This window comes from Alteromonas sp. RW2A1 (genome assembly GCF_001886475.1).
Classification (GTDB): domain Bacteria; phylum Pseudomonadota; class Gammaproteobacteria; order Enterobacterales; family Alteromonadaceae; genus Alteromonas; species Alteromonas hispanica.
Window position 1 is genome coordinate 2606460 of the sequence record NZ_CP018031.1, and the last position, 26274, is coordinate 2632733.

Genomic DNA, 26274 nt, shown 5'->3' on the forward strand with positions numbered 1-26274 from the left:
GGTATTAAGGCTTCCATTATTAAACTTGCTACTTCTCTTTTTCCTCACTTAATTCAGTTTAAAGAAATAAAGAGAATATCATAACGGTCACTTTGTAAGGGCCGCCATTTTCTTTAATAAGTTAGACTAAAGTAGATTAAATCCTCGAGTATAGGTCGTATGACCCATCATATTTGAGACGAATGGCCTATTTTATATCCACTTAAAAGTACGAATAATGTTGGTGAATTCAAACAGAAGTAGACATCAACTTATGAAAAAATTTATTGCATTATCTGTGTTGCCATTTGCTCTCTTTGGTTGCGGCGGTGGTGACAGCACCGAACTCAACGAAACGAGCAACTCATCTGCTCCGCCCCCAGAAACAGCGGCGCCCCCTGAAGGCACAGCAACGACAACCGGCACTGCTAAACGAGGTATCATCACTGGGTTTGGCAGCGTGTACCTTGATGGAGAGCGCTATAATACTGATAATACAAACATTATTATTAATGGACGAGAAGGTCAGAGTATTGAAAGCCTAAGAGTAGGCATGAATATCAACCTAGTTAGCGATGAAGACGGCGAAATACTCTCGGCACAGCAGATTGAGTATGACTCAGGGCTGAAAGGTTTTGTGCAGTCTATTGACCGTGTAAACCGAATCATTACTGTCTCAGGTGTTGAAGTTTTCTACGGCGACTTAACTCATTTCATTGCAATTTCGCAGGCATCTTTAAGCGTTGGAGACCGGGTAGAAGTAAGTGGATATGCACTGGCAGGCGGACAGTTTCAGGCAACTTATATTGAAAAGGAATCTGACAACGATAACGGAGAAAACGAGTATATTACTGGCCTTATTCAGAATTTGGATCTAGATAATATGCGGTTTTCGATTGGGAATGTCTCGGTTGATTATTCTAATTCCCGAGTTGAAGGAGCACTGGCAAATCAAATACTTGCAAAAGCTGAAGGCACTTTTAACGATAATGATTTTGTTGCTACTGAAGTTGAAGTAGAAAACTATGATAACGATGACAAATATGAAGAGGCAGAAATAGAGGGCGTTATTACTGGTTACGATAGTACCGCCAATACATTGGACGTTAATGGGCAACAATTTACATTAAGTGACTCAGTTACTTTCTCTAATGGCTCATCTTCAGACCTGAAAGTTGGAGTCTTGGTTGAACTGAAGGGATCGTTTGTAAATGGGAGCTTTGTTACCAACCATATCGAGTTTGAGAATGAGTATAGTAATGATGGCGTTCTCAAAGGCGCAATTACCGCTATCGACTATGAAGCAATGACTCTCACTATTGGAGGCAACACATACTTTGCGAATTCACAGACACGGTATGAGGCCGAAAATGATCAGTATTTTTCATTTACTTCTCTGCAGCTCAATGATTTTGTGGAAGTGGTTTACGCCAAGAAAGAGGAACGCTTTACCATTTTAAAAATCGAGCGGGAACGTGAAGAAGAGCGTTACGAAGAGTCTGAAATTAAGGGGCAAATTATCGCCTTTTCTAATTCGGAAATTGAAGTATCAGGACTACTAATACCGCTATCACAACAAGCAATTTATGTTGTTGATGATTCCCGAGTTGCATTAACCGAATTTGTCAACTTACTCGCTAGCGGGCTTTATGTTGAGATAAGCGGGACGTTCGATACAGACGGCATATTTTCCCCTGCGAAGTTTGAGCTTGAGATACAAGACAATGATGATGACGGTGATGATGATCGCGAAGGTGGCAGTGGTTATGTAGAATTGGAAGACCGCATCACCGATATACTTTCCGCTACCTCATTTACGCTGGGTTCTTATACCGTGGACATTAAAAATGCAACCAAACTTGAAATTGACGATAGGCGTGTTTCTGTTGATGAGTTTATGGCTGTTTTGCAAATAAATGATATTGTTGAAGTTGAGGGCACTTGGTCATCAAACAGCGTCATTAATGCATATGAAGCGGAGCTAGAGAATGATTAGAGTTGAATCATTCAAAAACCACGTTTTTATAAGTATTTAAACCTCTACTACATGAAGTACCGAGCCTAGGTATGCGGAATTCTGCGCATACCTAGGCTTATTTTTCATAATTTATGATCCTAGCCTTTTGCCAGAGCAGTGAACTTCCTGCTATGCTCACATTTTTACAAACGTATGAGCACATTTGCAAACTTAGTAAAAGTCGACCAACGTACTGTTAAAATTCATAAAGTCTCTCTTAATGCTCCAACTGTGTATGGCCTTTGTTTTGTAAACACTAAACTCTATGGTTTTCAGTGTTAAACAAAGCATGGCATTTAAAAAGATAGACGGTAAAAAACACTGCCGACACCGTATTGAAATTATTGAGACAAGGGAGTTTGAAGACACTTACCTTTGCTTATCTAAACAAGAACTCGATAAGCTTCCTGAGAAGGGATACGTAACGATAGTAGGAAGCCGCAGTCAGTTTGGATTACTTATAGATAGGTTTAGCAAATAGTTTATAAAGCCCATTCTATAGGTCGATGTTACGGGCTTTTTTCACTTTATAATAAATTACACGCGTTAACGATGACGAGTGATACACTATTTAGCACCTCTTTTTGTAACGCCTATTTACAACAACAAATAAAAGAAGATTACTAATGAAGTTTATTATTTTAGCTATTGTAATTGGTTTAGCCATTTTCTTATTTACCCGCCACACGTCAAACAAGAAAGTTGCGACTGAAAACATTGAAGCCGGCAACGTGTTTCTAGCAGAAAATAAAGCCAATATTGCTGTAAAAGAGACATCTTCAGGCCTTCAGTACGAAGTACTTCAAGAAGGACAAGGTACACAGCACCCAACGGCATCATCAACAGTAAAAGTGCACTACCACGGCACGTTACTTGATGGCACTGTATTTGACAGCTCTGTGGCGCGTGGTGAACCCATTAGCTTTCCACTAAACCGCGTTATTGCAGGCTGGACGGAAGGTGTTCAGCTTATGGTTGAGGGAGATAAATATAAGTTTTTTATCCCATCACACCTAGCCTACGGCGACAGCGCAGCTGGAAAAATAGCACCAGGCTCCACGCTAATATTTGAAGTGGAATTGCTAGAAGTTAAATAGCCCTATTCAGTAATAACAAAATGCTAAATGTATTGGTTTGGTATAAGCGCTGATTCGGCCTCAAATAGCTTGAAAATAAAGGTTAATCAGAAGCCCATCAAAAAAGCGTTTAGCTTTATGTGTATTAGCTTAGCCTTGTTGAACTGCTCGCAAATAACCGGAAGTCAGATAATTTTCGAGCACTTTAGTCAAATTCACTTTAGGCTCAGGTAGCGCTTTTGTCCTGCTAATGTGTAAAAGTCGATGCCATGCAATTTAACGACAATGCTAGTTCATCTTTGCCAGTACTTTTTGTTTTAATTGTTCTACTTCTTTTCGGCGACCTTTATCAGCAAGAGGTCTATCTGGGCGTGGCGCTGCTGCTTGTGCTTTTGCTAAGTACTTCAGCGCTTTATCATATTCACGCTCATCAAAGAGATATTCTGCATAAAAAAAGTTAGGGTCAATTCCATCAGAATTAAGCGAAAGCGATTTTGTCAGCAGCATTTCGGCTTTTTTATCACTACCAAACCCAATCGGCCACCCCGGCACTTTATGATAAAGCACGCCTAAGCTTGTCATTGCCGATCCCTGAAGCGCTGTTTCATCAAGGCGCAGTGCTTTTTCAAAACTTTTCTTCGCTGCCTTTGCATATTTTAGCGCACCGAGGCCCCCCTTCGCACCTGCGGTGGTTGATTGAACAATTCCCAACCAAATGTAGCCCTCTGCCCCTTCTGGTGCCTGTTTTACTAAGGACTCTGCCTTATCTGCAAGCGCTAGTAGAGCGTCTACCTTGTCATCGCCTTCTAACTCGGAATAGTTTATTTCTGCCCATTCATGCTGAATAGCTAACAAATTCTCATTGCCATAACTTGTCATGCTAAGCATGATTAGAACTGATGCCCAAATAACGTTAAACCCTCTCATGATAATTTCTCCTCGTGGGGTGCTTTCATATAGCGTTGAATAGTGGGAAGCTGCTTTTTAAGTGCTGCATCGACTAACTTGGGAAACGCACCATTGATTTTTACAAACCATTTTTCTGGAAACCCGAGAAAACGGCGAGATTGGTTTTTATTCAGCATATCAATAAGCGCCTGCGCCACATCGTCAGGGGCATCAACGGCATTGCCTAACGCTTGATTCATTGATGTAGCTTGCGCTGAGTTAATTGACGTTTGTGTGGCTCGGGGAGCAAAATAATGAAAATGTATATTAGTACCCGAGTACTCTCTCATTAACGATTCCGTCCATCCGCGCAGACCAAACTTAGAGGCGCAATATAAAGAGTGACACGCAAAACCAATACTGCCGAATGTAGAGCCGATATTAATAATGTGAGCGTCAGGTGCGCGCTGTAATATGGGGATCAGTTTTTGTGTAAGCGTGATAGGAACCACTAAGTTAGTTGTAATTACAGAGTCTACAGCCTCTTTCGAAGCGTCGGTAAATGCGCCTGTTTCTGTAATTCCGGCATTATTAATTAGCATTGTTACCGACTTGTCGCGACAAAGTGCCACCACTTTTTCCATATCCTCAGTCTGTGTCAGATCGGCACATACGACTGTGTGTTGACCCGGTAAGGCTTCTACAAGCTTCCCTAACTTGCCGATATTTCGTCCTGTGAGTATAAGTGAGACTCCAAGGCTTGCTAGCTGTTTGGCAATGGCCTCTCCTATTCCACCCGATGCGCCTGTTAATAGACACACCTGCTTTTCAAAAAGTATGGCCATTACGCAGCCTCCGTAAGCGAGTCAGAACACGACAACGTTCTAAATATGTTCGCGTAAAGTTGGAAAAACATTTTGGCAGAGTGGATGATGAGATCTTGCTCTGCTTTATCATCAATTTTATTCATCAAATCTTTAAAAAACACTATATGCTCTTGATCTAACGAACCGTGGGAGCGCAGATAGCTAAATGCCGACTTAGGGAGCCCTAGCACATCTTGAATTGATGCCGCAGCATTATCGGCTAGGGCAATACTTGTGCCTTCCAACACAAATACCATCCCAAAAAAGCACAGCGGGTTTTTACGGCGTATCGCATCATAGGCATAAGACACCATTAAATCTGTCGCCGCAGCTGGTGCGCTATGTCTTACGGTTTCGTTATCAACACCGCAGGCCGCTAAGTCATTTAAAATCCACTCCTGATGACCCATTTCTTCTTCGATGTACTCTCCCACTGCTTCACGCAGCCATTCCTTACTTTCTGGTAACGCAGCGCCAGTGGCCATTAACAGCGGAACCGTGTGCTTTACATGGTGATAAGCTTGCGACAAAAATGCGGTGTAATCATCTACTGAAATATGGCCTTCAAAGCAGCGACGGATGATAGGCGAGGACGTTAGATAAGCACGTTCGTTTTGTGTTTCGCTTTCAAGCCTTTCAAATAATTTCATAGTATCTCCTTAGTTACGCAACCTGTTGGTTGAATAAATTGCTAATAGTTGATTGAAAATGCTGTAGCGCTTGCTCTCGACGGAGCTTGCCATTAGCAGTAAGTAACAATGCGTTCTCTGGTAACGCGTCGAGCGTGTGCCACTTGGCGATACGCGCATATTCAGGTAAGGAATGGTTAACAGATGCGATAACTTGTGCAATCTGCTGTGCATTGAGTGTAGGTTCTCGTTTAACTAAAATTGCACTGCAGGCTTTTTGTCCTTCACCAACAACCAATGCATATTGGAAGTAGCCTGTTGAGGTGAGCGCGCTCTCAATCCACTCAGGTGAAATATTTCTCCCTAAACTGGTAATAATAAGGTTTTTTTGGCGCCCTTGAATGTGAAAATAGCCCCCCTCCTCAGACACCAAGTCACCGGTTTTCACCTCAAAAGGATAAAATGAATCTGGCTGATTCAAGTAACCAAGAAAGATGTTTCCCTTAACGATAAGCTCGTTATTTTCAATAGATAGTTTGTTATGCCCAAGTGATTCACCGACACTGCCATCGCAATGTTTACCGGGTAAGTTCAACGTATTTACCGATACACCTTCTGAGAGGCCGTACCCTTCAAAAACAGGAAGTCGCAAAGCGCGTGCACTCTCGAGTAAGGAGGGCGCCACATGTGCGCCTCCTACGGCAATAAAGGTAAGTGAGGTTGGTGGTACCCAGCCTTTCTTACAGGCTGAAACAAGTAATAATAATAATTCCGGCACTAAAATAAGCGTTTCGGGCCGATGTTCATTTATTTGAGAGAGCATGGCGTTTGGATTTGTGAGTGCTGCACCACTAAACCCAAGCTCTGCGCTAGAAGGCAGAACAACGCAACCGCCAACTAATAACGGAGCATAAACCCCAGCAATATTTTCTAGTAATGTGGGCAATGGCAATAAACATAAATGTTTAACTCGATTTAATGCCACCGCATTAGACAAGCTTTTCGCTACGTTAAGCTGCGAAATATTCGATAAACATACCCCTTTAGGTTGTCCGGTAGACCCTGAGGTGAAGGTGATTTTCCCTGTTCCTTGAGGGATACAAGGTTGGCCATTGGGCTTCAGCTTGTAAGCCTGCAAAGTTTCAAAGGGACACTCAATTCGGCTTATGCCTTCGTGCTCAGCGTACTCACTCTTGTTACCGCTATCAGCTATTAATAACTCAATACCAGCTTCGCTAAGCAAATGCTTACGCTGTTGCTTTGAAAAATAAACGGGTACAGGAGTAAGTACTTTATTCGCCTCTCGGGCCGCTAAATCGCAAATAACCCACTCTGCGCCATTATCAGCGATTAGTGCTAAGTGCGTTTCTGGCTGCTGCAACAACCATTCAGAAACTAGCGATACTCTTTCAACTAATTCCCGATAATTCATTCTGCCACCATTGCACGCCAGTGCAGTATCATCATTTTGAAACACATGAGGATCTAAGATCATAAGTTTGCCTCAAATATTTTAGTAATCTCAGGCAGAAGTGGCGCCATACAATCGAACATGTTTGCCACTGATTCACTGCTGGCAACAAGTCTCGATACTTCTATGGTGCGAAGTGCCACTACCTGGGGTTTCGTCTCATAGTACGTCCCCCACTCTGCACCTTCATTGTGCAAGCAATGCTTTGATGCATCGCATAAGTAGGTGAGTGGGAGGCCGATGCCTGCCATTAATTCTCGTAATGATGACGTTGCGGCAAACACAATCACCGAATATTTTAGCTGTAATAGACTAAGTGCTGTTAAGAGTAGAAGCGGTTGAGTGAAACTACCGTTACGACTATATAAATTACCTATCTCGGCAATTTGATTGCGCGCAACGTTTAGATTGACCTGCGCCAACATATCTTCTATTGGCGCCGGCATGTAAGACTCAACAAACAAAGGAGACACTGCACTTCGCGCCCCTAATGCAGCTAGAGGTTTGCTACCTCCTACGCCCAGTAATACTGGCATGAAATTTTGAAGTGTAGCGTGATAAGAACGCGAAAAACCCTTGGCAATAAGACGCTGAAGCTCGTTGCGTTGCAAAGATGAGTCGACGCCGATGAATAACTGTGTAAGCGCATTACGAGGATATATGTGCCTAGCGCAACGTGCGCTAGAGCGACTTTTTGATGATAGTACGGTACTTAACATAAACAACTACTCTGTTAACTGTTAAGTACGATTATGAGATAGGAATATTAAGTCAAACTTAAGACTGAATAATATTTGTAATTTATTCTATACCAGTTCGCATAGATAATTACCTTCGGAGTAGGCAGCTATCTATACGGACAGGTTTTGCACAGTTCGGCACTTTGGCTATCAAAACTCGTATTCTAAAACCATGCGTAGGGTATGGTCTTTGTTATCCCCATTTAGCCCAGCGATAAAGCCCAACTCCCACTTTAGCTGCTTTTGTCCATCGAACCGACGAATACCCATAAATGCCGGGCCAACGCCAATAAAGTCTTCAGCGGCGTAGAATTCAATCGCAGGCTGAACTTCAGGGATCCAGCGATAGCGATATTTCATTTTAAACTCGCCTTCAATTTCGTTTTTAATGGTTTCGCCCCACTCATAAACCAAAGTTACATTAGTAGTAAGAGAGAAACGTCCGAACTCTTTTTCAGTCAAAATGCCGCTTTTTATTTCCCAATCGTTTCTATCATTTTGCTTTTCCAATTCAAACAGCACGCCCCAATCTGCCCAGTATTGCCCTTGCTCTGTCAGCATAGTACGCAATTCAAGCTCATAAGAGGCAACTGAAAAATCATCGTTCTCGTCTCTACTGCCCACCACGTAGAGCTCTAAAATAGTGCGTTCAGATAGCGCATGCCCAGCAGAAATCCGCTGCATTAGTAGGTTGCCTTCATCGTTTTGACGAGATGTCAGGCGCCACTCAAACTCACGTTCAAATGGTAATACATAAGGGTGATAAACTTTATCTACCACAAAATTATCTGCCATTACCGGGCCAACCGGGCTAAAAGAAAGCATTATCAAAAGTGACAGTGCCCCCCCGGACTTCATGAAATTTTTAACGGATTTGTTCATTGCACAACTCATTGCAAATCGAATAGCACTTTCAATAATTTTTTTCATAATGATGGTGCCTCGTATTTTTCTATGCCCATGTCTTTTCGAAGCACAAAAGCGGATAAAATGGGCAAAAAAACCGCAGTCAAATAAGCGAACATATATGCACTACTAGGCGTAGCCTCGTAGCCAAACAAAACATTGAGCAAATGACCATATTCGCTGCCATCCGCCACCCATGTTGAGGAATTCCAAAGTCTTGTAGACACATTGAGATAGTCGATTTGTTCTAATAGGGTGACAATGCCGGCAAACTGCCCGGCGCAAAACACGCACAGAACAATCAGCTTAGGTAATGGGTATCTAATCGAATTAACCATCGCATGAAGCAGTATGCTCAAACTCAAACTAATACCTAGGCCAATTACGCTACCCATTATCAGGCTCATATCTGTTTGCTCATTCGACCAATAAGCAACCGAATAAATGAAAAAATGAATGGCATTGGCTGAGGTAATAGCCACCACGAGTAATACGGCCCACAAATTCGCTCTTCGATGTTGGGCCACTACATCTCTGGCAAAAAAGCACACCATCATCAATTCAAAAAGCAGAAGTGTGACTTTGATAAGCTCAAGCCCCGCGCCGTCTGCTATTGTTGACAGCGAAGAAAGATTTACATACCAACCACAGGCAAACAAAAGTCCAACAAGTATACCTAGGCCTAAAGGAAGCAGCCGCATCCCGGACTGACTTAACAGCAAACTCACTAGTAAAAATATGGGCAAGGTGTCGCGAATAAATAATATAACAGAGTTAATCATGGGCCTTTCCCTCGCTAGTGCCGTCAATAGCGTGGTCAACACTATTGGTGACAATCACTTTACCTACTGCTGAGTTAGGGTGGTACTCACCAAAAAAGCCATACTCTCCTGCGGGCAATGGGCCGATAAAAATAACCCCTCGACTTTGACCAAAAATCACTTTCTCTCGATTTAGATCAAAACTGTCAATTTCTTCTGGTGTACTGTCATGATTAATAAAAACTAAGCGCACTTTTTGCCCTTCAGGTACAGTGACGCTTTGAGGGATAAAAAGATGATTTCGAATCTCGATAACCGCTTCTGGTAGCGCTGCCTTTGCATTACCGCACACCAATTCAATCACTAAAAACCAAGAAAGTAGCACCGAACGCTTTGAGAAAATTGTCATTCAGTATTACTCAGATTCGGTAGCATTACTTGAACGCGTAAGCCCCCTATTGAGGCGGTGTCTAATTCTATCCTTCCCTTGTGCATGGTCACAATCTGCCCCACGATAGCAAGCCCGAGTCCACTGCCTGTAGATTTGTACTTGTCTTGGGATTGGTCGCGATAAAAACGTTTAAGGACATTTTCTCGCTCTGATTCGTCAATACCAGGCCCTGAATCATCTACACAAATCACAGTGTTTTTTTCATTTTGTGAAACAGATACCTTAATAACCGCCTCGTTAGGTGAGTATGCGCAGGCATTCGCAATGAGGTTCTGTAATAGCGTGTACAGCGTAAATTCCGTACTCATTAAAAAAGCAGACTCGCCGTCGAGGCTTATGTCTTGTTGTTTATCATCAATTTTACCGTACAGGTCGGTAATAACTTTCTGAGCTATGGCAACGACATCCACGTTGCCGAGCTGCATTTTAAATAGCTCGGGGCTGGTGCGACTGAGCAGCAGTATCTGGTTAACAACGTGAATCATTCTGTCCGTGTCTTTTTGAATATTTTGCAAGGCGTCTTTTTTATCTATCATCGACTCGGCAAGGTTATGAAGGTTTATCTTCATAACACTCAATGGCGTTCTCAATTCATGTGCTGCATTGGATGCAAACTGTTGTTCTCGCTCAAACGCACTGTTAAGCCTTGCAAACATGGTGTTCAGCGTATCCATTACCGGCATCATTTCTGTGGGAATTGACGAAAGTGTCACTGGCGACAAGTCTTTCCCTTGTCGAACAGATAATTTGTTGGATAACGCTTTTAACGGCGATAGGCCTCGAGTAACAACCAGCAGTATAATGATGGCGAGTAACGGCACTGCATAAAGAAATGGCGTGATTGCTGATATCGTTAACGATTCAGTTAACAGCACACGGTGTTGCAAAGGCTGAGCAACTATAATAGTAAGTTCGCCATCAATAGCTTGCTTAAAAACTCGCCATCGTTGTCCGCTAAAATTCTGGCCTGAAAATCCATCATTAAAACGTGCGATGGGCAAGCGCTCCGATAGGCCGCTGTGTGAAACCAGCTTTTGTCCTCGCCATATTTGAAAAGCAAGTTCATTTGCCTTTAAGTCGCCTGTTGACTTGCTTTCACTTAACGCTAAAGCGTGCAATACGCTTTTTAATTCATTATCCATCAAAGATGTAGACACTGACATAGCAGAGCGATAGCCATGTATAGCCGCATTAAAGATGATAAGTATTAATGAGCTCACCAATATAAGAGTGAGGAACCGCCGAATCGATCGCAACTTTAGCTCTCTACCTGTGGTATTGAATAGCCAACGCCGCGAATGGTTTTAATAAACTTATCAGGTAATTTTTTACGAAGGTGATGAATGTGAACCTCAATGGTGTTACTTGCCACTTCTTCACCCCATTCATACAAACGCGACTCTAGTTTTTGCTTAGACTGAATACGCCCTGCGTTTTCCATCAGCGCTTTCAACAACATTAACTCGCGCCTTGGAAGGGCAACCAAGGCCTCGCCAACAGAAAGTTCTAATGTTTGCGTGTTGAGAGACACTCGCCCTACAGAGACAAGCGACGTGGAGGCAGTCCCCTGCCTGCGCTCAATAACTCTCAACCGAGCAAGCAGTTCGTCCATTTCAAAGGGCTTTGGCAGATAATCGTCGGCTCCCGCGTCTAGACCTAATATTTTATCAGTGATTTTATCTCTGGCAGTTAGAATGATGACTGGCATAGACTTACTTTTCTGTCGAATAGACTTTAGCACGTCGAGCCCGTCCATGTCGGGTAGGCCTAAATCTAAGACTATTAGGTCTGTTTGTTCATCAAGCACTGCGCTAAGGGCATCTTTACCACGGAAAACGCAATCAACAGCATGATTAGCTGCACGAAGAGAGTGTGATAAGGCGTCAGACAAAGGCTTATCATCTTCAACAAGGAGAATTCGCATAGAGCTCTGTTTATTGCTTTTTTTTAAAGTATAACACCCAAAACTTAAGACTGTCTTAAGGAACGCTAGACAATACTCACCGAAAGCGATCAAAAAAGCCTGCTAAATAGCCTGTCTCTTGATCACAAGTCGATATCAAGAGACAGGGCTAGCTCATAGCCTTCAAGGATGGTTTGCAGTTTGAACCATCCTTGCCATATGACTTTCACCCAATGAGTTAAGTGAAAGATCTGATCAGAGTTGGAAGGAAGAGTTCAAAAAAATCCCCACTAATTACTTAGTAGGGATTTGTGTATAAGAGACAGGCTAAATAGCAGGCTTTCATTCTTAAATTCGTGTACCCCTTATCATGCGTTGAGTACACTACAAACTGACTAATGGGTAATTATACTAGTTTCTACGCCAAGTGGTGCCACCAGCGCCATCTTCTAGCACTACGCCCATTGCTGTTAATGCATCGCGCGCTGCGTCGGCAGCTGCCCAGTCTTTGGCGGCTCTTGCGTCATTACGTTGCTTTATCAGCGCCTCAATCTCAGCGGCCTCATCGTCGTTATCGTTACCGCCTTTTAAATACGCATCTGGGTCGCTTTGCAGCATACCTAAAATAGCGCCCAAGCCTTTTAGCACGAAGGCTAGCTTACTGGCTTCAGCAGCATCGTCTTTATTACGATTTATTTCGCGGGCAACATCAAACAGTACTGAGAATGCCTCTGGTACGTTAAGATCATCGTTCATAGCAGCTTCAAAACGCGCTAAATAACCACCGTGCCCTAGGTCTGCTGAATGATCAACTTCTACACCGCGAAGCGCGGTATACAAACGCTCTAGTGCTGCTTTAGCTTGAGTAATATTATCTTGCGAGTAGCTGAGCTGACTGCGGTAATGGGCAGACATCAAGAAAAAGCGTAAGGTTTCTGAGTCATGCTCTTTTAGCACATCGCGAAGAGTAAAAAAATTACCTAGCGACTTAGACATTTTCTCATCATCAACCTGCACCATTCCTGTATGCATCCAAACATTTACATACTCGCTGTCATGAGCGCAGCATGATTGCGCAATTTCGTTTTCATGGTGAGGAAAGGTTAAATCTGAGCCACCACCATGAATGTCAAAATGTGCGCCTAGGTGCTTGTAGTTCATTGCAGAACATTCTATGTGCCAACCAGGACGTCCCTCTCCCCATGGAGATGGCCACGCTGGTTCGCCGGGCTTGGTAGTTTTCCACAATACAAAGTCGAGGGGATCGTCTTTACCCTGCGCCACTTCAACACGGGCACCGGCTTTAAGTTGATCTAGGTCTTGCTTGCTTAGCTTGCCATAGTCTTCATATTTACTCACATCAAATAACACGTCGCCGCTTTGTGCTTGGTAGGCGTAGCCTTTTTCCACTAGGCGCTCAATGATGTCGATGATTTCTGGCATATGCCCACTTACGGTAGGCTCCACATCGGGCTCTAGCAAATTAATTGCCGCAAAGTCTTCGTGCATCATGCCGATAGTGCGCTTGGTTAGCACTTCGAAGCTTTCATTATTTTCGTTTGCACGATTAATGATTTTGTCGTCAATATCTGTGATATTTCGTACATATTTCACATCATAGCCAAGGTGGCGCAAATAGCGAACTAGCACGTCGAAGCTTAGGTAAGTGCGCGCATGCCCCATGTGGCTGAGGTCGTATACAGTAATACCACACACATACAGACCCACTTTCCCTTTTTCAAGCGGCACAAACTTCGCTTTTTCACGGGTTCGGGTATTGTAAAGATGTAGCATAGCAAGTCTTCCTGTATATCAATTTGGGCGCAAAGTTTAGCACTGTATAAAAATAATGGTAGGGCTTTTACCCCCTATTTCGCCTGTCTAAAAAGCCAAAATAGAAGTACAAGAGTAATAACATGTTAAGACCGTCTATTTATGCGTCGGTATTTCCCCAAACTTCGCTTTTGCGCTACCATTAGCGCACTTTTTTAAAGAAAATACATAGGACCCCATAATGGTTACGTTAAAAACAAATTTTGGTGATATCACAATTGAACTGTTTGAAGATAAAGCGCCTAACACTGTCGCTAATTTTCTTTCTTATGTGCAAGACGGTTTCTTCGATAACACAATCTTTCACCGTGTAATTAATAACTTCATGGTGCAAGGCGGTGGCTTCACTGAAGATATGGAGCAAAAAGAAACCAAAGCGCCAATTGAAAACGAAGCCAATAACGGTGTAGCAAACGAGGTAGGCACTATTGCTATGGCTCGTACTCAAGACCCACACTCTGCAACGTCACAATTTTTCATTAACGTAAACAATAACGACTTCCTAAACCACACTAGCGAAAGCGCTAATGGCTGGGGGTATTGTGCGTTTGGTAAAGTTACAGAAGGCATGGACGTAGTAGAGAAAATAAAAGCAGTTAAAACGGGCAACCATGGTTATCACCAAGATGTACCTGTAGAGCCTGTTATCATTGAGAAAGCGGTAGTTGTATAATTGCTATTGTGCCTTGGCGTTGTAACAGTCAAACTTATCTTCCAATAGGTACTCTATTGCTTCGCCATACGCTTATTCGCTGGTTACGAAGAGATCAGCAATAAATGTTTTAGCCGTACCTAAGCAGTACGGCTTTTCACTTTTAGATAAGATGTATTATGCCTTTTACTTACTTCATTGCAGACCTTCACCTAAGTGCCGAGAGAGAGGACATTACTCAATGCCTGATGCGCTTTTTAAAGGAAGAAGCACCAAAAGCAGATGCCCTATATGTATTAGGCGATTTGTTTGAAGTTTGGATAGGCGACGACAACGTAACGCCTTTTAATACCTTTATTGCCGACGCTTTTAAGCGCGTTAGCCAACACTGCCCCATCTACTTTATCCACGGTAACCGTGACTTTGCAATAAGACAAACATGGCTAGGTAAAGCGGGCATGACGCTGCTGAACGAGCAAGAGGTTGTAGACTTATACGGAACGCCTACACTACTTACCCATGGTGACGAGTTATGTACAAAAGATGTTGCCTATCAGAAGTTTCGTAAAAAATCACGAGGATGGTGGTGGCCGAGACTAATGCTTGCCCTTCCCTTGTGGTACAGACGCCGAGTCGCGGAAAACGGGCGCGCCGAAAGTAAAGCTAATCAACAAAACCTTAAACCCGAGATTATGGACGTTACCCCCGAAGAAGTGGTGAAAACCATGGAGAAATGGGGCGTTCAACGCATGATCCACGGACATACCCACCGACCTAATATTCATTCCCTTACAGCGAATAACAAGCCCGCAACCCGAATTGTGCTGGGCGATTGGTACGATCAAGGAAGTATACTGAAGGTCACGCCCTCAGAAGTAATGTTACAACATCACAATTTTTTGTAATCAATTCCGGCACTTATAATCTGGTCAGTCCACTTATTTGATAATTAATCTTTTTCTTTTTTTACCGCTCATCTTTAAGTAACCGACTCATTACTTTATAAAAAATCCTTCGCCAAGGTTAAATCTATCCTACGAAAACTCCTGAATATGACAAATGTGACAATCTTGCAATATATATGTCAAATAATTGTCACCAAGCATGCCTAACCTCCAGTCTGCGTTTCAGCACTAGCACAAAGGAAAAACCGCTTTTGCTTTGGGAACGCCCACACATACCCAAAAACCGATTTTAATAATACGTTTAGGAAACAATCATGAATCGTAACTGGAAAGCAGCATGCACTGCAGTGGCACTGGCGGTATCCGCTGGGCTACAAGCAGCAGTCTTGCCCGAGCATCAAACAAATAGCGCTTGGTTTACCGATGCGCAATCGAAATTGACTGAGAAACTAGCAACTAATAATAAATTCAAAGCCAAGAACGTCATTCTTTTTGTTGGTGACGGTATGGGTATTTCTACACTTACCTCTGCACGTATTCACAAGGGACAGTTAGCGGGTAACCCAGGCGAGGAAGGTTATTTAAGCTTTGAATCTTTCCCTCACACGGCGCTGGTTAAAACTTACAATGTAAATGCACAAACACCGGATTCAGCGGGAACAATGACTGCCATGATGTCTGGTCTTAAAACCGACGTAGGCGTTATTGGTGTCGATGAAGACATCGAACGTGGCGACTGCTCTACTGTAGCGGGCAACGAAGTGATTACTGCGCTTGAGCTTGCAGAAATTAAAGGTCTTTCTACTGGTGTCGTGTCCACTGCGCGTATTACTCACGCAACACCAGCAGCAACGTATTCAAAATCAGCCGATCGCAACTGGGAAGACAACTCAGACATGCCTGAAGACGCCATCGCTGCTGGATGTGTTGATATAGCCGATCAGCTTGTAAATTTCGAAACTTATCTTGAAAGCCGTTACAGCGGAATTGATGTTGACGGTATTGAAGTAGCAATGGGCGGTGGACGCCGTCATTTCCTGCCAAAAGATGCTGCGTTTAACAGCCCAGATGCGCAAAGCGACGTAGAAGGCGATCGCACTGACGAGCGCGACTTAACCGCAGAATGGCAGCAGAAATACGAAAACGGTGTTTATGTTTTCGACCAAACTGGTTTTGACGCGATTGATACAGAAACTACAGAGCGGGTTTTCGCTTTGTTTAACGAATCTCACATGCAGTACGAAGCAGACCGCAGCAACGATATTGCCGGCGAGCCTTCAGTTTCTGAAATGACAGAAGCGGCTATTAACATTCTTGATAATAACGAAAAAGGCTTTTTCCTAATGGTTGAGTCTGGTCGTATCGACCATGCTCACCACGCAGGCAACGCTGCTGGCGCACTTACCGATACCCTTGCGTTTGAAGAAGCAGTAATGACAGCGGTTGAAAATACTAACCCTGAAGAAACGCTTATTCTTGTGACTGCCGACCATGGTCATGTATTCACAATTGCGGGCTATCCTAAACGCGGCAACCCTATTTTAGGAAAAGTTGTGAACGTGGGCTCTGAAGAGCCAGCAACAGCATCTGACGGTACCCCTTACACTACGCTTGGGTATACAAACGGAAGAGGCTTTTATGACCTAGGCGATGAAACAAATTCAGATGTCTCTTACGGATTAGATATTGCGGCAGGACGCGTAGACCTCACCAATATCGATACCACTACTCCAGGCTATCACCAAGAAGCACTTATCCCATTGAGCTCTGAAACCCACTCTGGGGAAGATATTTCTTTACATGCAACTGGCCCTGGAAGTCAACTCGCGCAAGGTGTGGTAGAGCAAAATGTTGTTTTCCACTTAATAAACCAAGCCCTTGGCCTTGTTAACGAATAAGTGGAGATAAGAAAATGAATTTATTTAAATTAAGTTTAATTGCAGTAGCAATAGCTGGGCTTTCAGCCTGCTCGTTAGAGGGTGATGACGGCCAAGACGGCGTAGATGGTGCAGACGGCGTTGCTGGTGTAGACGGTTCAAATGGTGCCGATGGCGCTAACGGTTCTAATAGCCTTACCGTGCAAACGCAGCTGCCAGAAGGCGATGTAAACTGCCCTAACAGCGGCGTTCGTATTGACTCTGGCCTAGATACAGACAACGATGGCACATTGTCTGAAAGCGAAATCACTTCAACAAGCTACGTATGTGTGCCCGGCGCAAGCTCAGTGGACAACAGCGAAATTCTAACTAGCTTAAACAACGAATGGTTCGTTGATGGGCAAACAGAAGTAGAAAATAATAAGCAAGTTTGGATGAATGCTACTTCAGGTAATGCTGCAGCATCTTCTAATGTGAGCGTTGCTACCGTAAGTTCACAAGAAGAACTTGATGCAATGGTTCAGAACCTGCGCGGCACGGCGAAAAACGTTATTTTATTCGTTGGTGACGGTATGGGTGTTTCAACCGTTACCGCGGCTCGTATTCTAGACGGTCAGATGAAAGGTTTGGAAGGTGAGGAAAATCAACTAAGCTTCGACCGTTTCCCATTCTCTGGTTTGTCAAAAACCTACAACGTTGACGCTCAAACGCCTGATTCTGCAGGCACCATGACTGCGATGATGAGCGGTATCAAAACTGATGTGGGCGTTATAGGCGTTGATGAAGATATCGAGCGCGGCGATTGCTCTACAGTAGCAGGTAACGAGCTGGTTACTGCACTAGAGCTTGCTGAAATTGCAGGTAAATCTACCGGTATCATTTCAACAGCACGTATAACCCACGCTACACCAGCTGCCACTTATGCAAAATCTGCCGACCGAAACTGGGAAGATATCTCAGATATGCCAGAAGCAGCCGTTACTGCTGGCTGTACTGATATTGCAGACCAACTAATCAACTTTGAGAGCAATCTTGAAGCGAAATTTGATGGTGTAGACGTTGACGGTATTGAAGTGGTAATGGGTGGAGGCCGTCGTCACTTCCTACCAAGAGATCCGGCGTTTAACAGCCCTGATGCAGCCAGCAGCACAGAAGGCGATCGCACAGATGGTCGTGACTTAACAGCAGAATGGCAAGATCTCTACACCAACGGTATTTACGTGTTTGACCAGTCTGGTTTTGATGGTTTAGACACAGAAACTACCGAGCGTGTATTTGCGTTGTTTAACGAGTCACACATGCAATACGAAGCAGACCGTGCGAACGATATTGCCGGTGAGCCATCGGTTGCCGAAATGACCAGTGCTGCAATCAACGTTCTTGATAACAACGATGAAGGCTTTTTCTTAATGGTAGAGTCTGGCCGTATAGACCATGCTCACCACGCTGGAAATGCCTACGGCGCATTGCACGATACCATTGCATTTGCTGAAGCAGTCGCTACTGCAGATGAGCTAACTAACGATGAAGACACACTAATCATTGTTACAGCTGACCACGGCCATGTATTCACCATTGCGGGCTATCCGAAGCGCGGTAACCCAATTTTGGGCAAAGTGGTTAATGTAGGCGCTGAAGACGCAGCAACAGCTGCCGATGGCACGCCTTACACAACGCTTGGCTACACTAACGGTCTTGGTTTTAGAAACTTAGGTGATGTGACTAACTCAGACGCGTCTTATCTTGCTGGCCCAGACACTGGCCGTAAAGATATTACCGATGTTGATACCACTACTCCTGGCTATCACCAAGAAGCATTGGTACCGCTTAGCTCTGAAACTCACTCAGGTGAAGACGTTGGTATTTACGCTAAAGGCCCAGGTGCTTTCTTAGTAAACGGTACTAACGAACAAAGCGTCATTTTCCATGTAATGGACTTTGCTGGTGATTTCGTATCACAAGCAGAGAGCGCAATGGAATAATTGTTAGGATATAAGTACAGTAACTCGGGTCTGCTAGTAAACACGGCAGACCCGTTTAATATACAAAGGGAGCTGGGCGACCAGCTCCCTTTGGTATTGGAGCAAAAATGAAAAAAACACTATTACTTTTTTGTGTATTGGGGCTAGCACCGGTATTAAATAGCGTACATGCAAGTGAAGTATGCAACAAAAACAGCAAACACTTGAAAGCAGACTATGCAGTAAGTATTACCAAACACACCAGAATGGGTGACAGTACACGTACCACTGACATGTCGCTTTGGCGTATGGATAATAAGGTTGCGCATCAGTACCCTGAGACAAAAATCACCGAAGAGTACACTTTGGTGCGTAACAAATTTATTAAGCCAGTACGGTATTTTGATGGCCATCAGCGAGCCATTGAGTATCAGCCTGGTGAAACCATTCACGGTAAAAAAGAAACTGACTTTTCTTATCGCTACCAACTTGTTAGTGACACCTTTCTCGATTCGATGGCGCTAGTAAGTTCAACGGGAAGCGGATGTGAAAAAACAGAGACATACGAACTTAAAAACTCAGCCGGCTCATTTACGTTAACATGGCTAGTGCACCAGCAATTAATTGCCAGCTTTGAAGTAGAGAGTGGAAAAGTTCATCGAAATTGGACGTTAACTTCGACCGATTACAACGCAGACGTGAATTCGTTCTTTGCAAAGCGAGCAGACTATCAAGCCACCGATTACGCCGATATTGGCGACGACCACACCGATCCTTTTCTTACAAAGATGGTGACTCAAGGCTTCATAGAAGCTGGAGCAAGCGGCTTTTACAATGACAAAGGCCATGCTTTAGAGGGCGAACACAGCCATTAATAGTCGCTAATAAGTACTCACAATAAAGCATTTATAATGAGGTACTTATAATAAGTATTTAGTATAGAGTGCCCTGCCATTACTAGAACGGTTAGCAAGTGTTTCACAACAACTTGCTAACCCAATCTTCTCAATTTATTCAGAACTAAGGGATCCAAAGAAAAATCGGGCCTCTCTCCCGTTGAACTTTTGTTTGAATTTACAGCACTATCACCTCATACTAATTAGTAGTATATAAGGTAAATTCAATGGATAAGGCAAACCAAAATACTGCTCAATTCGAGTTACCTCCTGAGCCCGAGAAACCACTGCGTGACGATTGCTGCGGCGGAGGCTCGTGTTGCCCTTGCATTTGGGACGTCTATTTCGAGAAGCTAGATAAGTGGCGGGAGCAAGTTCGCGCAATAGAGCAAAAGCAAAATGAGTAAGATATTAGTTTACGCTCTCACTGTTATGCTCTCGACACAATATAATAGAAATACGATAGATAAGAAAAATACATTCTCGCCGTAGCGAATTACAGGCCCTAAATACAGAGACAATAATGAAAAAATGGGGAAATATCGCCTTAGTTAAATTTGCATTGCATTGGACAAGGTACTTTACAAGGAGTCTTGCATCATGCCTCGCGTTTTGCACTCTCTTTGCAAACACCAGTGTCGCTGCCGAACAAGAGTTAATGCAACAGCAAATCTATCGAGTGGGTGTGGAAGACATAGATTACTACCCCATGTATTCGAATAAAAGCGCTCTTGATAACCCCGGCTTTTTAATTGACGTTCTCGAGATATTTGCCAAGCAACACAACATCAAATTCGAATATATACATTTACCGACAACCCGATTTCACGAATGGTATCAAAAGGAAAATATCGACTTTCGCCTTCCCGACCACTCCCTTTGGAATAGCGGCAATGAGGGCTTAGTGTTTAGTGAGGATATAATTAACCTTCGCGCAGACACTGTTGTGTTAAAAGAAAACCGAAAGCTTCCAGAAAGTGAAATAAGAACGATTGGCACTTTATACGGTTTCATCCCGGGCCCACAGTGGGCCTCTCGCATTGAAGAAAACAATATCGAATTTGTTTATGAAGGCTCTACTCGCATTTTAATTCGCATGCTTAAAAAGGGCTTGATAGACGGGCTAGATCTTAACATTCATGTTGTAAAACACTATGCAACAGAGTTAGGTTATGATGCCAACGACTTTGCTCTAGCAAAACACGCTCCAAGCACTCAATTCAGCTATCAACTCTCTACCACTTCTCACCCAGATATTATCCGTCAGTTCGATGCGTTTCTTGAAAACGCTAAGAACGAAATCGCGGCACTGAAAAGAGCGAATAATATATACAATTAAACTCATGAATGGCGTAGGAATAATGACTTAACACGTTAATGCCTTTTTGCATTCCTTAGTGAGTTATTGCACCTACTGGATCATAGTGTCGTGCCTGCATATAAAATAATCCGAAATACGAACCAGACTACGTTCTTGTGGAAAAACAAGCGGTTAGCTTATGGAGGGAGTAATTCGTCCTTGGCTGCTTTTAAAAGATCATCCCATCCTTCAGGAGGATGACCAGCCTTTAACATCTTTTCGAATACTTTGTAAGCATCGGTCTTGCTACCGTATGCGCGTTTATTGTTTTCATCATTTACCCAAGCATAAACGATGACTTTTGACTCTAGGTGATAACGAAAAAACAAACGGTATTGCTGGAAAAACTTTGCCCGAAACCAATGCTTGTTATCATTACCTAATGTGCTTCCTTGGCGAAATTCAGCACTGGTAGGGTCATGTGGTATTAATTCAAAGATTAGCCTTTGAATAGCGGCTAATCGTTTCGTGGCGTTCTTTTTAAGGTAACCTTTTGGATCTTTTTCACGTAAAGCCTCAACTTGTGATTTCAGATTAAGGTACTGCTCTTTAAACAATGGATGAGTGTAAAGTGTCCAACCATTTACGACCATTGGTATCGTTTTTTGCAAACTTACTCGTCCTCATCCGATAACGGAGCATCTAAATCAATTTCAACACCTTCAACCAACGCATCAACGCTTTCTCGCATACTTGCTGATAACGGCTCTAGTCTTTCAGGATGAGCCTTCATATCACGGGCTATGAATGATAAAAACTCGCTAAGTACAGGGTCACTTTCTTGCGCTGCTGCACGCGAGATAACAACGCTGCCATCAGACTGTATCGCGTATTTAATTTTGTCTTTCTTGCCTAAGTGCAAAGCCTGACGTACAGAACTAGGCACCGTAGTTTGGAAGCGGTCTGTAAGTGTTGATTCAGTTTCTAAAGCAACCCGTGCCATAATAGCCTCTATCTTCTTCTAGTTTCATTAGCTTTGATTTTAGTATTAACCAAGAGGTAATGCAAATGCATTACCTCTTGACTAGCTAGGAATTGCTTAAGTTGCTTAACGCCGAGAGAAGGGACTTGCAGTAGATCTCAGCAAACTAAGTGTTGGCATTAGCGAATGAGGTTGAGTTCGATAGCCAATCTGGGAAATTAAGCCGTGACTTGCTAGCTCAGGGACAAACGCTTTATGGAAAAAATGCTGAATCGACCAGACTTTCCAGACTACATCGAACGCATCATGCCTGATGGCAGAAAATCGCTCGGCCATTGGCGCAATGGTGAACTTCAGCAAATCATCAACCTGCTGTAAAAACAAAGCTCCGCGAATGCGAGGCTTTGGATTCAAAAGAATTTATAGGTCTTTGCCCATGAGCTAGTCGTGCTTTTTTAAAAAGTTTATGTTCAATTTACCGTTTTTCCTGAATATTTCGGAATCTGAAGTTTCTCCAGCCTCAATTCCTTTTTTAATTCCTGTATAAACAGTTAAAAAGCTAACAACCAGAGCAAGTAAGATAATCCCTGAAAAACCTAAAAGTACATTACTAATCTTCAATTCTGAGCTGTTGCTTATGCTTAACATAAAAAAGAACAAGACTGACAGTACAATAAATGAAAACGAAAACATGTATCTAAAACCTTTCAAAAAGGCAGTGTTTGCGTCAGGTTTACACATCTTAGTTATTCTCTTTCAACTCATAGTTAATCTTACCAGCCTCTACACCCTCTGCGGTTTTCACGAGTGCAGCCCTCGTTTCTGTTATTACTGAATCTAAAGATTTAACACCAGTGTTTACTGTTGGCGTTTTTGCTCCAACAATATTACTGATAACACCCAGCTTTCCTTTGCCAGCAGAAACCGTTGCTTTACCCGGCCCCACCGCAGCATTCAATCCCGTTTCAGCTGCTTTAGTAAATGATCCTTCTATATCTCCCGTTAAACCGTCAGAAATCAAACTCGCCGACGCTTGTGAAGTAGCGTCAATAGTAGTGTTACCGGCAACTGCCAGAGCCTTTTGACCAACCGATAATCCCTTAGTAGCAATACTCAAACCACCGGACAATGTACCCGCAACACCCATCGCACCAACTTTAGCCCAAGTAGTGACTTTGCCTTCGGTTGCGACTTGAGTTAACGCCTCTACAGCAGCGCCTACTAACCCTCCGATCGCAAAGTTTAAGAATTCACCATTCGGATCATTCGAATAAAAACGCCCAATCACTGGATCATAGTATCGTGCCTGCATATACATTCAACGACACTATGAGTCATAGTAGGTAATCGAAAAGAAATAATTTATTCAGTGCTTTAGCAATATAGTTTACTTTTTAAGTCAGTTTGTATGCGAACAAAAAAAGCCCCGCGAGTACGAGGCTTTTACTTAAATTTGGCAATAAATAATCGCTACTAGGCCTAATCTTTATTATCTTTTAACATCAGTGCAACGGCTCCAACCGTCCCTGTCACAAAAGAAATTGCAACTGCCTGTAGCGCACCTGATATGGTTAGTTGACTTATAGTGCCATTAATCAGAGTTTTTAAGACTGCGAGAATTAAGATTAAGAATGACAAAATTAGAGAAATTTTTAATAACTTTTTTAGTTGGTGTTTCTTGATCATCTATTAACACTCATTATTTAACGCGCTACAAGCATCAGATACAGCTCGCTCGGCAACTTTACTCACTGCTTCTGAACCAAGATCAGTTGCACCATCTCCTGCACCTGCCTTATTAAGTAGAGAGCTTGTGATGTCACCAGCAATATTTCCAACCGCTTTTACTTGTGGGGCGACACTCTCAATTGCACTTTCGAGTGAGGCATCCATTATTTGACCTGAAGGTTTTCCTTCAATTGACGCATTGATTGCTCCAGCTCCACCATCTAGAACTGCTCCACCAGAAACAGTTAGAGATGTTGCTGCTAGTTTTTCTGCTCCAGTTGCTACAATGTAAGCGATCAATATAGGCCGTCTTCCCCAGATTTAGCTACTCCGTAAAATAGCCTCCGTAGATTTTACTAACGGAGACTTTACTGATGGCAACAAAAACTCGAAACTATAGCAGTACAGTCGCATTGGCATTCATGATGATGTGGCTACCAATGTACTGCTGAACAAATAATGTTCAAAGATCAACAGCCTCTAGTACCCAGAGTATATGCACAACAGCAATTGATGTTAATCTTTAAATGAAACCAAGCAGCGGATTCTTTTCTTTGGAAAAAATAAAAATTTCACTAACAAAAGCGCTAACCCATTAAAATACTTAGCATTTTCAGACTCACCCTCACTATTTTTCTTTTTAAAACAAACATCTTGTAACAAATTACCGCTCTTTCTCACTTGCCTTGTACAAATAAACATCTCATTTACATTTGCGAAAACTATTGCTACCATTTCTTAATCGATTAAGAAGCGATACTGTACTGGAGACGGAAAGCTTCCACATATCGCAGCGTATCTATACTTAAGCTAAGCCTCTACTATATTGAAAGTGACTTTAATAAAGCGGTCCATGCTTAATGGTATTTATCGTATACCAAGGCGCTTTTTTGCTCCTATCGTAAAAACCGTATTTTTGGAGAGTTTCAATGTCTATAAGCAACGGCGTTCAGTTAATTACCTACGCAGACAGATTGGGTGATGGCAGTATCGAAAGCCTCAATAGCCTTCTCAATGGTCCGCTCGCTGGTTTGTTTAAGGGTGTGCACCTTCTGCCATTTTATTATCCTTACGATGGCGAAGATGCTGGATTCGACCCTATCGATCACACGAGTGTCGATAAGCGTTTGGGTGATTGGAGCCATGTTAAAAAAATGGGCGAATCTGTCGACATAATGGCTGATCTTATTGTTAATCACATGTCGGCGCAGAGTAAGCAGTTTCGCGACGTACTTGAAAAAGGCCGAGAGTCAGCGTATTGGCCGCTATTTTTAACTAAGCAAGATGTGTTTACCGACACTGATGAGACAAAAACTAACGAGCAAATTGCCAACGTTTTTCGTCCAAGACCCACGCCATTTTTCAGCGATTATGAAGTTGCAGGCAGTGAAACTGTACCTTTTTGGACTACATTTACCTCGAACCAAATTGATATTGACGTTGAGTCTGACCTTGGAAAGGAATATTTATCGTCTATTCTCACATCGTTCACTGAAAGTAACGTCGACCTCATTCGTCTTGATGCGGCAGGCTATGCCATTAAACGGGCGGGTTCCAACTGCTTTATGCTTGAAGAGACTTTTGCCTTTATTGAAGAGCTTAGTAAACGAGCTCGCTCTATGGACATGCAGTGTCTGGTTGAAATTCACAGCCATTATCAAACTCAAATTGATATTGCAGAACGCTGTGACAGTGTGTACGACTTTGCTCTACCGCCATTAGTTCTGCATACTCTTTTCACGCAAGATGCCAGCGCGTTAGCACATTGGCTATCAATTTCACCACGTAACTGTTTTACGGTATTAGACACCCACGACGGCATTGGGATTGTTGATGTTGGCGCAAGCGGCGACAAGCCAGGCTTACTTGATAACGCATCAATTGATGCTCTTGTCGAGCAGATTCACGTTAACTCCAAAGAAGAGTCGAGAAAAGCGACGGGGGCAGCAGCCAACAATGTCGACCTTTATCAGGTAAACTGCACTTACTACGACGCACTAGGAAAAGATGATTTAAACTATCTCCTCGCTCGCGCCATTCAATTCTTTAGCCCAGGCATCCCTCAAGTTTACTACGGGGGCCTACTCGCAGCCGATAACGATATGGAGTTGTTAGCTAAAACAAATGTAGGGAGAGATATAAACCGGCCTTACCTTTCAACTGCCGACGTAGAAGCAGCCATTGAGAAACCTGTGGTTAAAGGGCTTATTGAGTTAATCAAGATAAGAAACGACAGCAATGCTTTTAATGGCGATTTTTCAGTGTCGTATAACGATAAACTGCTTGCTCTTAATTGGGCCCATCATTCAGACACAGCTTGCCTTGAAATCGACTTTAACACCATGAGTGCTGTTATCGATATCACTGATGCAGGCAAGTCGACGACGATAACAACAAGTGAATTGCTAGGATAAAAACTATAGCAGCCACCTGTTGTTTAGAAGTTCAAAAGA

At 43.1% G+C, this 26274-nt stretch carries 28 protein-coding genes; 12 read left to right on the forward strand and 16 right to left on the reverse strand.

What is annotated here, in order from left to right:
* The first annotated feature begins 253 nt into the window (after positions 1–253).
* The 3 genes from BM528_RS11590 to BM528_RS11600 all read left to right on the forward strand — a co-directional run bounded on the left by BM528_RS11590 (position 254) and on the right by BM528_RS11600 (position 3093).
* A complete protein-coding gene (locus tag BM528_RS11590; protein WP_071981283.1) occupies positions 254–1975 on the forward strand; it encodes a DUF5666 domain-containing protein in 1722 nt (573 codons plus the stop codon).
* Positions 1976–2285: 310 nt separating this feature from the next.
* Complete coding sequence (locus tag BM528_RS11595; protein WP_156844056.1) at positions 2286–2477, forward strand: hypothetical protein; 192 nt, start codon at positions 2286–2288, stop codon at positions 2475–2477.
* Between the two features lie 145 nt (positions 2478–2622).
* The gene (locus BM528_RS11600; RefSeq protein ID WP_071979948.1) at positions 2623–3093 is read left to right on the forward strand and encodes an FKBP-type peptidyl-prolyl cis-trans isomerase; all 471 of its coding nucleotides are present in this window, start codon (positions 2623–2625) and stop codon (positions 3091–3093) included.
* 267 nt (positions 3094–3360) lie between these two features.
* Here BM528_RS11600 and BM528_RS11605 read toward each other — a convergent pair whose 3' ends face one another.
* From BM528_RS11605 to cysS, 11 genes are all read right to left on the reverse strand, one after another.
* Complete coding sequence (locus BM528_RS11605; protein ID WP_071979949.1) at positions 3361–3999, reverse strand: hypothetical protein; 639 nt, start codon at positions 3997–3999, stop codon at positions 3361–3363.
* A complete protein-coding gene (locus tag BM528_RS11610) occupies positions 3996–4805 on the reverse strand; it encodes an SDR family oxidoreductase (protein ID WP_071979950.1) in 810 nt (269 codons plus the stop codon). The genes BM528_RS11605 and BM528_RS11610 overlap by 4 nt, the downstream gene beginning before the upstream one ends.
* Complete coding sequence (locus BM528_RS11615; protein ID WP_071979951.1) at positions 4805–5476, reverse strand: TenA family transcriptional regulator; 672 nt, start codon at positions 5474–5476, stop codon at positions 4805–4807. The genes BM528_RS11610 and BM528_RS11615 overlap by 1 nt, the downstream gene beginning before the upstream one ends.
* A 13-nt stretch (positions 5477–5489) precedes the next feature.
* Complete coding sequence (locus tag BM528_RS11620) at positions 5490–6950, reverse strand: AMP-binding protein (protein WP_071979952.1); 1461 nt, start codon at positions 6948–6950, stop codon at positions 5490–5492.
* Entirely contained in the window at positions 6947–7645 is a 699-nt protein-coding gene (locus BM528_RS11625; RefSeq protein WP_071979953.1) for a thermostable hemolysin, read from the reverse strand. The genes BM528_RS11620 and BM528_RS11625 overlap by 4 nt, the downstream gene beginning before the upstream one ends.
* A gap of 171 nt (positions 7646–7816) precedes the next feature.
* A complete protein-coding gene (locus BM528_RS11630; protein ID WP_156844100.1) occupies positions 7817–8491 on the reverse strand; it encodes a hypothetical protein in 675 nt (224 codons plus the stop codon).
* A 101-nt stretch (positions 8492–8592) separates the two neighbouring features.
* The gene (locus tag BM528_RS11635) at positions 8593–9354 is read right to left on the reverse strand and encodes a hypothetical protein (RefSeq protein WP_071979954.1); all 762 of its coding nucleotides are present in this window, start codon (positions 9352–9354) and stop codon (positions 8593–8595) included.
* On the reverse strand, positions 9347–9742 hold the full coding sequence (locus BM528_RS11640; protein ID WP_071979955.1) for a cupredoxin domain-containing protein: 396 nt from the start codon (positions 9740–9742) through the stop codon (positions 9347–9349). Before BM528_RS11640 ends, BM528_RS11635 begins: the two co-directional genes overlap by 8 nt.
* Positions 9739–10947 (reverse strand): ATP-binding protein, encoded by a 1209-nt coding sequence (locus BM528_RS11645; protein ID WP_232230481.1) that lies wholly within the window; start codon positions 10945–10947, stop codon positions 9739–9741. Before BM528_RS11645 ends, BM528_RS11640 begins: the two co-directional genes overlap by 4 nt.
* 95 nt (positions 10948–11042) lie before the next feature.
* Entirely contained in the window at positions 11043–11708 is a 666-nt protein-coding gene (locus BM528_RS11650) for a response regulator (RefSeq protein ID WP_071979957.1), read from the reverse strand.
* Between the two features lie 390 nt (positions 11709–12098).
* Complete coding sequence (gene cysS / locus BM528_RS11655; protein ID WP_071979958.1) at positions 12099–13481, reverse strand: cysteine--tRNA ligase; 1383 nt, start codon at positions 13479–13481, stop codon at positions 12099–12101.
* A gap of 220 nt (positions 13482–13701) precedes the next feature.
* Here cysS and BM528_RS11660 point away from each other — a divergent pair, with 220 nt between their 5' ends.
* From BM528_RS11660 to BM528_RS11690, 7 genes are all read left to right on the forward strand, one after another.
* Positions 13702–14193, forward strand: coding sequence for a peptidylprolyl isomerase (locus tag BM528_RS11660; RefSeq protein ID WP_071979959.1), 492 nt, complete (start codon positions 13702–13704; stop codon positions 14191–14193).
* Between the two features lie 158 nt (positions 14194–14351).
* The gene (gene lpxH, locus BM528_RS11665; RefSeq protein WP_071979960.1) at positions 14352–15077 is read left to right on the forward strand and encodes a UDP-2,3-diacylglucosamine diphosphatase; all 726 of its coding nucleotides are present in this window, start codon (positions 14352–14354) and stop codon (positions 15075–15077) included.
* Positions 15078–15391: 314 nt separating this feature from the next.
* Positions 15392–16975, forward strand: a complete 1584-nt coding sequence (locus BM528_RS11670; RefSeq protein WP_071979961.1) for an alkaline phosphatase — start codon at positions 15392–15394, stop codon at positions 16973–16975.
* A 14-nt stretch (positions 16976–16989) separates the two neighbouring features.
* A complete protein-coding gene (locus BM528_RS11675; protein WP_071979962.1) occupies positions 16990–18936 on the forward strand; it encodes an alkaline phosphatase in 1947 nt (648 codons plus the stop codon).
* A gap of 107 nt (positions 18937–19043) precedes the next feature.
* Positions 19044–19790, forward strand: coding sequence for a hypothetical protein (locus tag BM528_RS11680; RefSeq protein WP_071979963.1), 747 nt, complete (start codon positions 19044–19046; stop codon positions 19788–19790).
* 248 nt (positions 19791–20038) lie between these two features.
* Complete coding sequence (locus tag BM528_RS11685; protein WP_071979964.1) at positions 20039–20218, forward strand: oxidoreductase-like domain-containing protein; 180 nt, start codon at positions 20039–20041, stop codon at positions 20216–20218.
* A gap of 116 nt (positions 20219–20334) precedes the next feature.
* Positions 20335–21150, forward strand: a complete 816-nt coding sequence (locus BM528_RS11690; protein ID WP_071979965.1) for a hypothetical protein — start codon at positions 20335–20337, stop codon at positions 21148–21150.
* A gap of 158 nt (positions 21151–21308) precedes the next feature.
* Here the strand turns inward: BM528_RS11690 and BM528_RS11695 are convergent, their stop codons facing one another.
* Together BM528_RS11695 and BM528_RS11700 are read right to left on the reverse strand one after the other, a co-directional pair.
* Complete coding sequence (locus BM528_RS11695) at positions 21309–21764, reverse strand: type II toxin-antitoxin system YhaV family toxin (protein ID WP_071979966.1); 456 nt, start codon at positions 21762–21764, stop codon at positions 21309–21311.
* Between the two features lie 20 nt (positions 21765–21784).
* Entirely contained in the window at positions 21785–22114 is a 330-nt protein-coding gene (locus BM528_RS11700) for a type II toxin-antitoxin system PrlF family antitoxin (RefSeq protein WP_071979967.1), read from the reverse strand.
* Positions 22115–22348: 234 nt separating this feature from the next.
* Here BM528_RS11700 and BM528_RS18965 point away from each other — a divergent pair, with 234 nt between their 5' ends.
* A complete protein-coding gene (locus BM528_RS18965; protein WP_269529515.1) occupies positions 22349–22471 on the forward strand; it encodes a hypothetical protein in 123 nt (40 codons plus the stop codon).
* A gap of 364 nt (positions 22472–22835) precedes the next feature.
* Here BM528_RS18965 and BM528_RS11710 read toward each other — a convergent pair whose 3' ends face one another.
* The 3 genes from BM528_RS11710 to BM528_RS11720 all read right to left on the reverse strand — a co-directional run bounded on the left by BM528_RS11710 (position 22836) and on the right by BM528_RS11720 (position 24121).
* Positions 22836–23405: a hypothetical protein gene (locus BM528_RS11710; RefSeq protein WP_163112710.1), complete on the reverse strand. Its 570-nt coding sequence runs from the start codon at positions 23403–23405 to the stop codon at positions 22836–22838.
* A 167-nt stretch (positions 23406–23572) separates the two neighbouring features.
* Positions 23573–23779, reverse strand: coding sequence for a hypothetical protein (locus BM528_RS11715; RefSeq protein WP_071979970.1), 207 nt, complete (start codon positions 23777–23779; stop codon positions 23573–23575).
* A 3-nt stretch (positions 23780–23782) separates the two neighbouring features.
* Positions 23783–24121 (reverse strand): hypothetical protein, encoded by a 339-nt coding sequence (locus tag BM528_RS11720; protein WP_071979971.1) that lies wholly within the window; start codon positions 24119–24121, stop codon positions 23783–23785.
* 629 nt (positions 24122–24750) lie between these two features.
* Between BM528_RS11720 and gtfA the strand changes: the two genes are divergently transcribed.
* Positions 24751–26235, forward strand: a complete 1485-nt coding sequence (gene gtfA, locus BM528_RS11730; protein WP_071979973.1) for a sucrose phosphorylase — start codon at positions 24751–24753, stop codon at positions 26233–26235.
* The last annotated feature ends 39 nt before the right edge of the window (positions 26236–26274 follow it).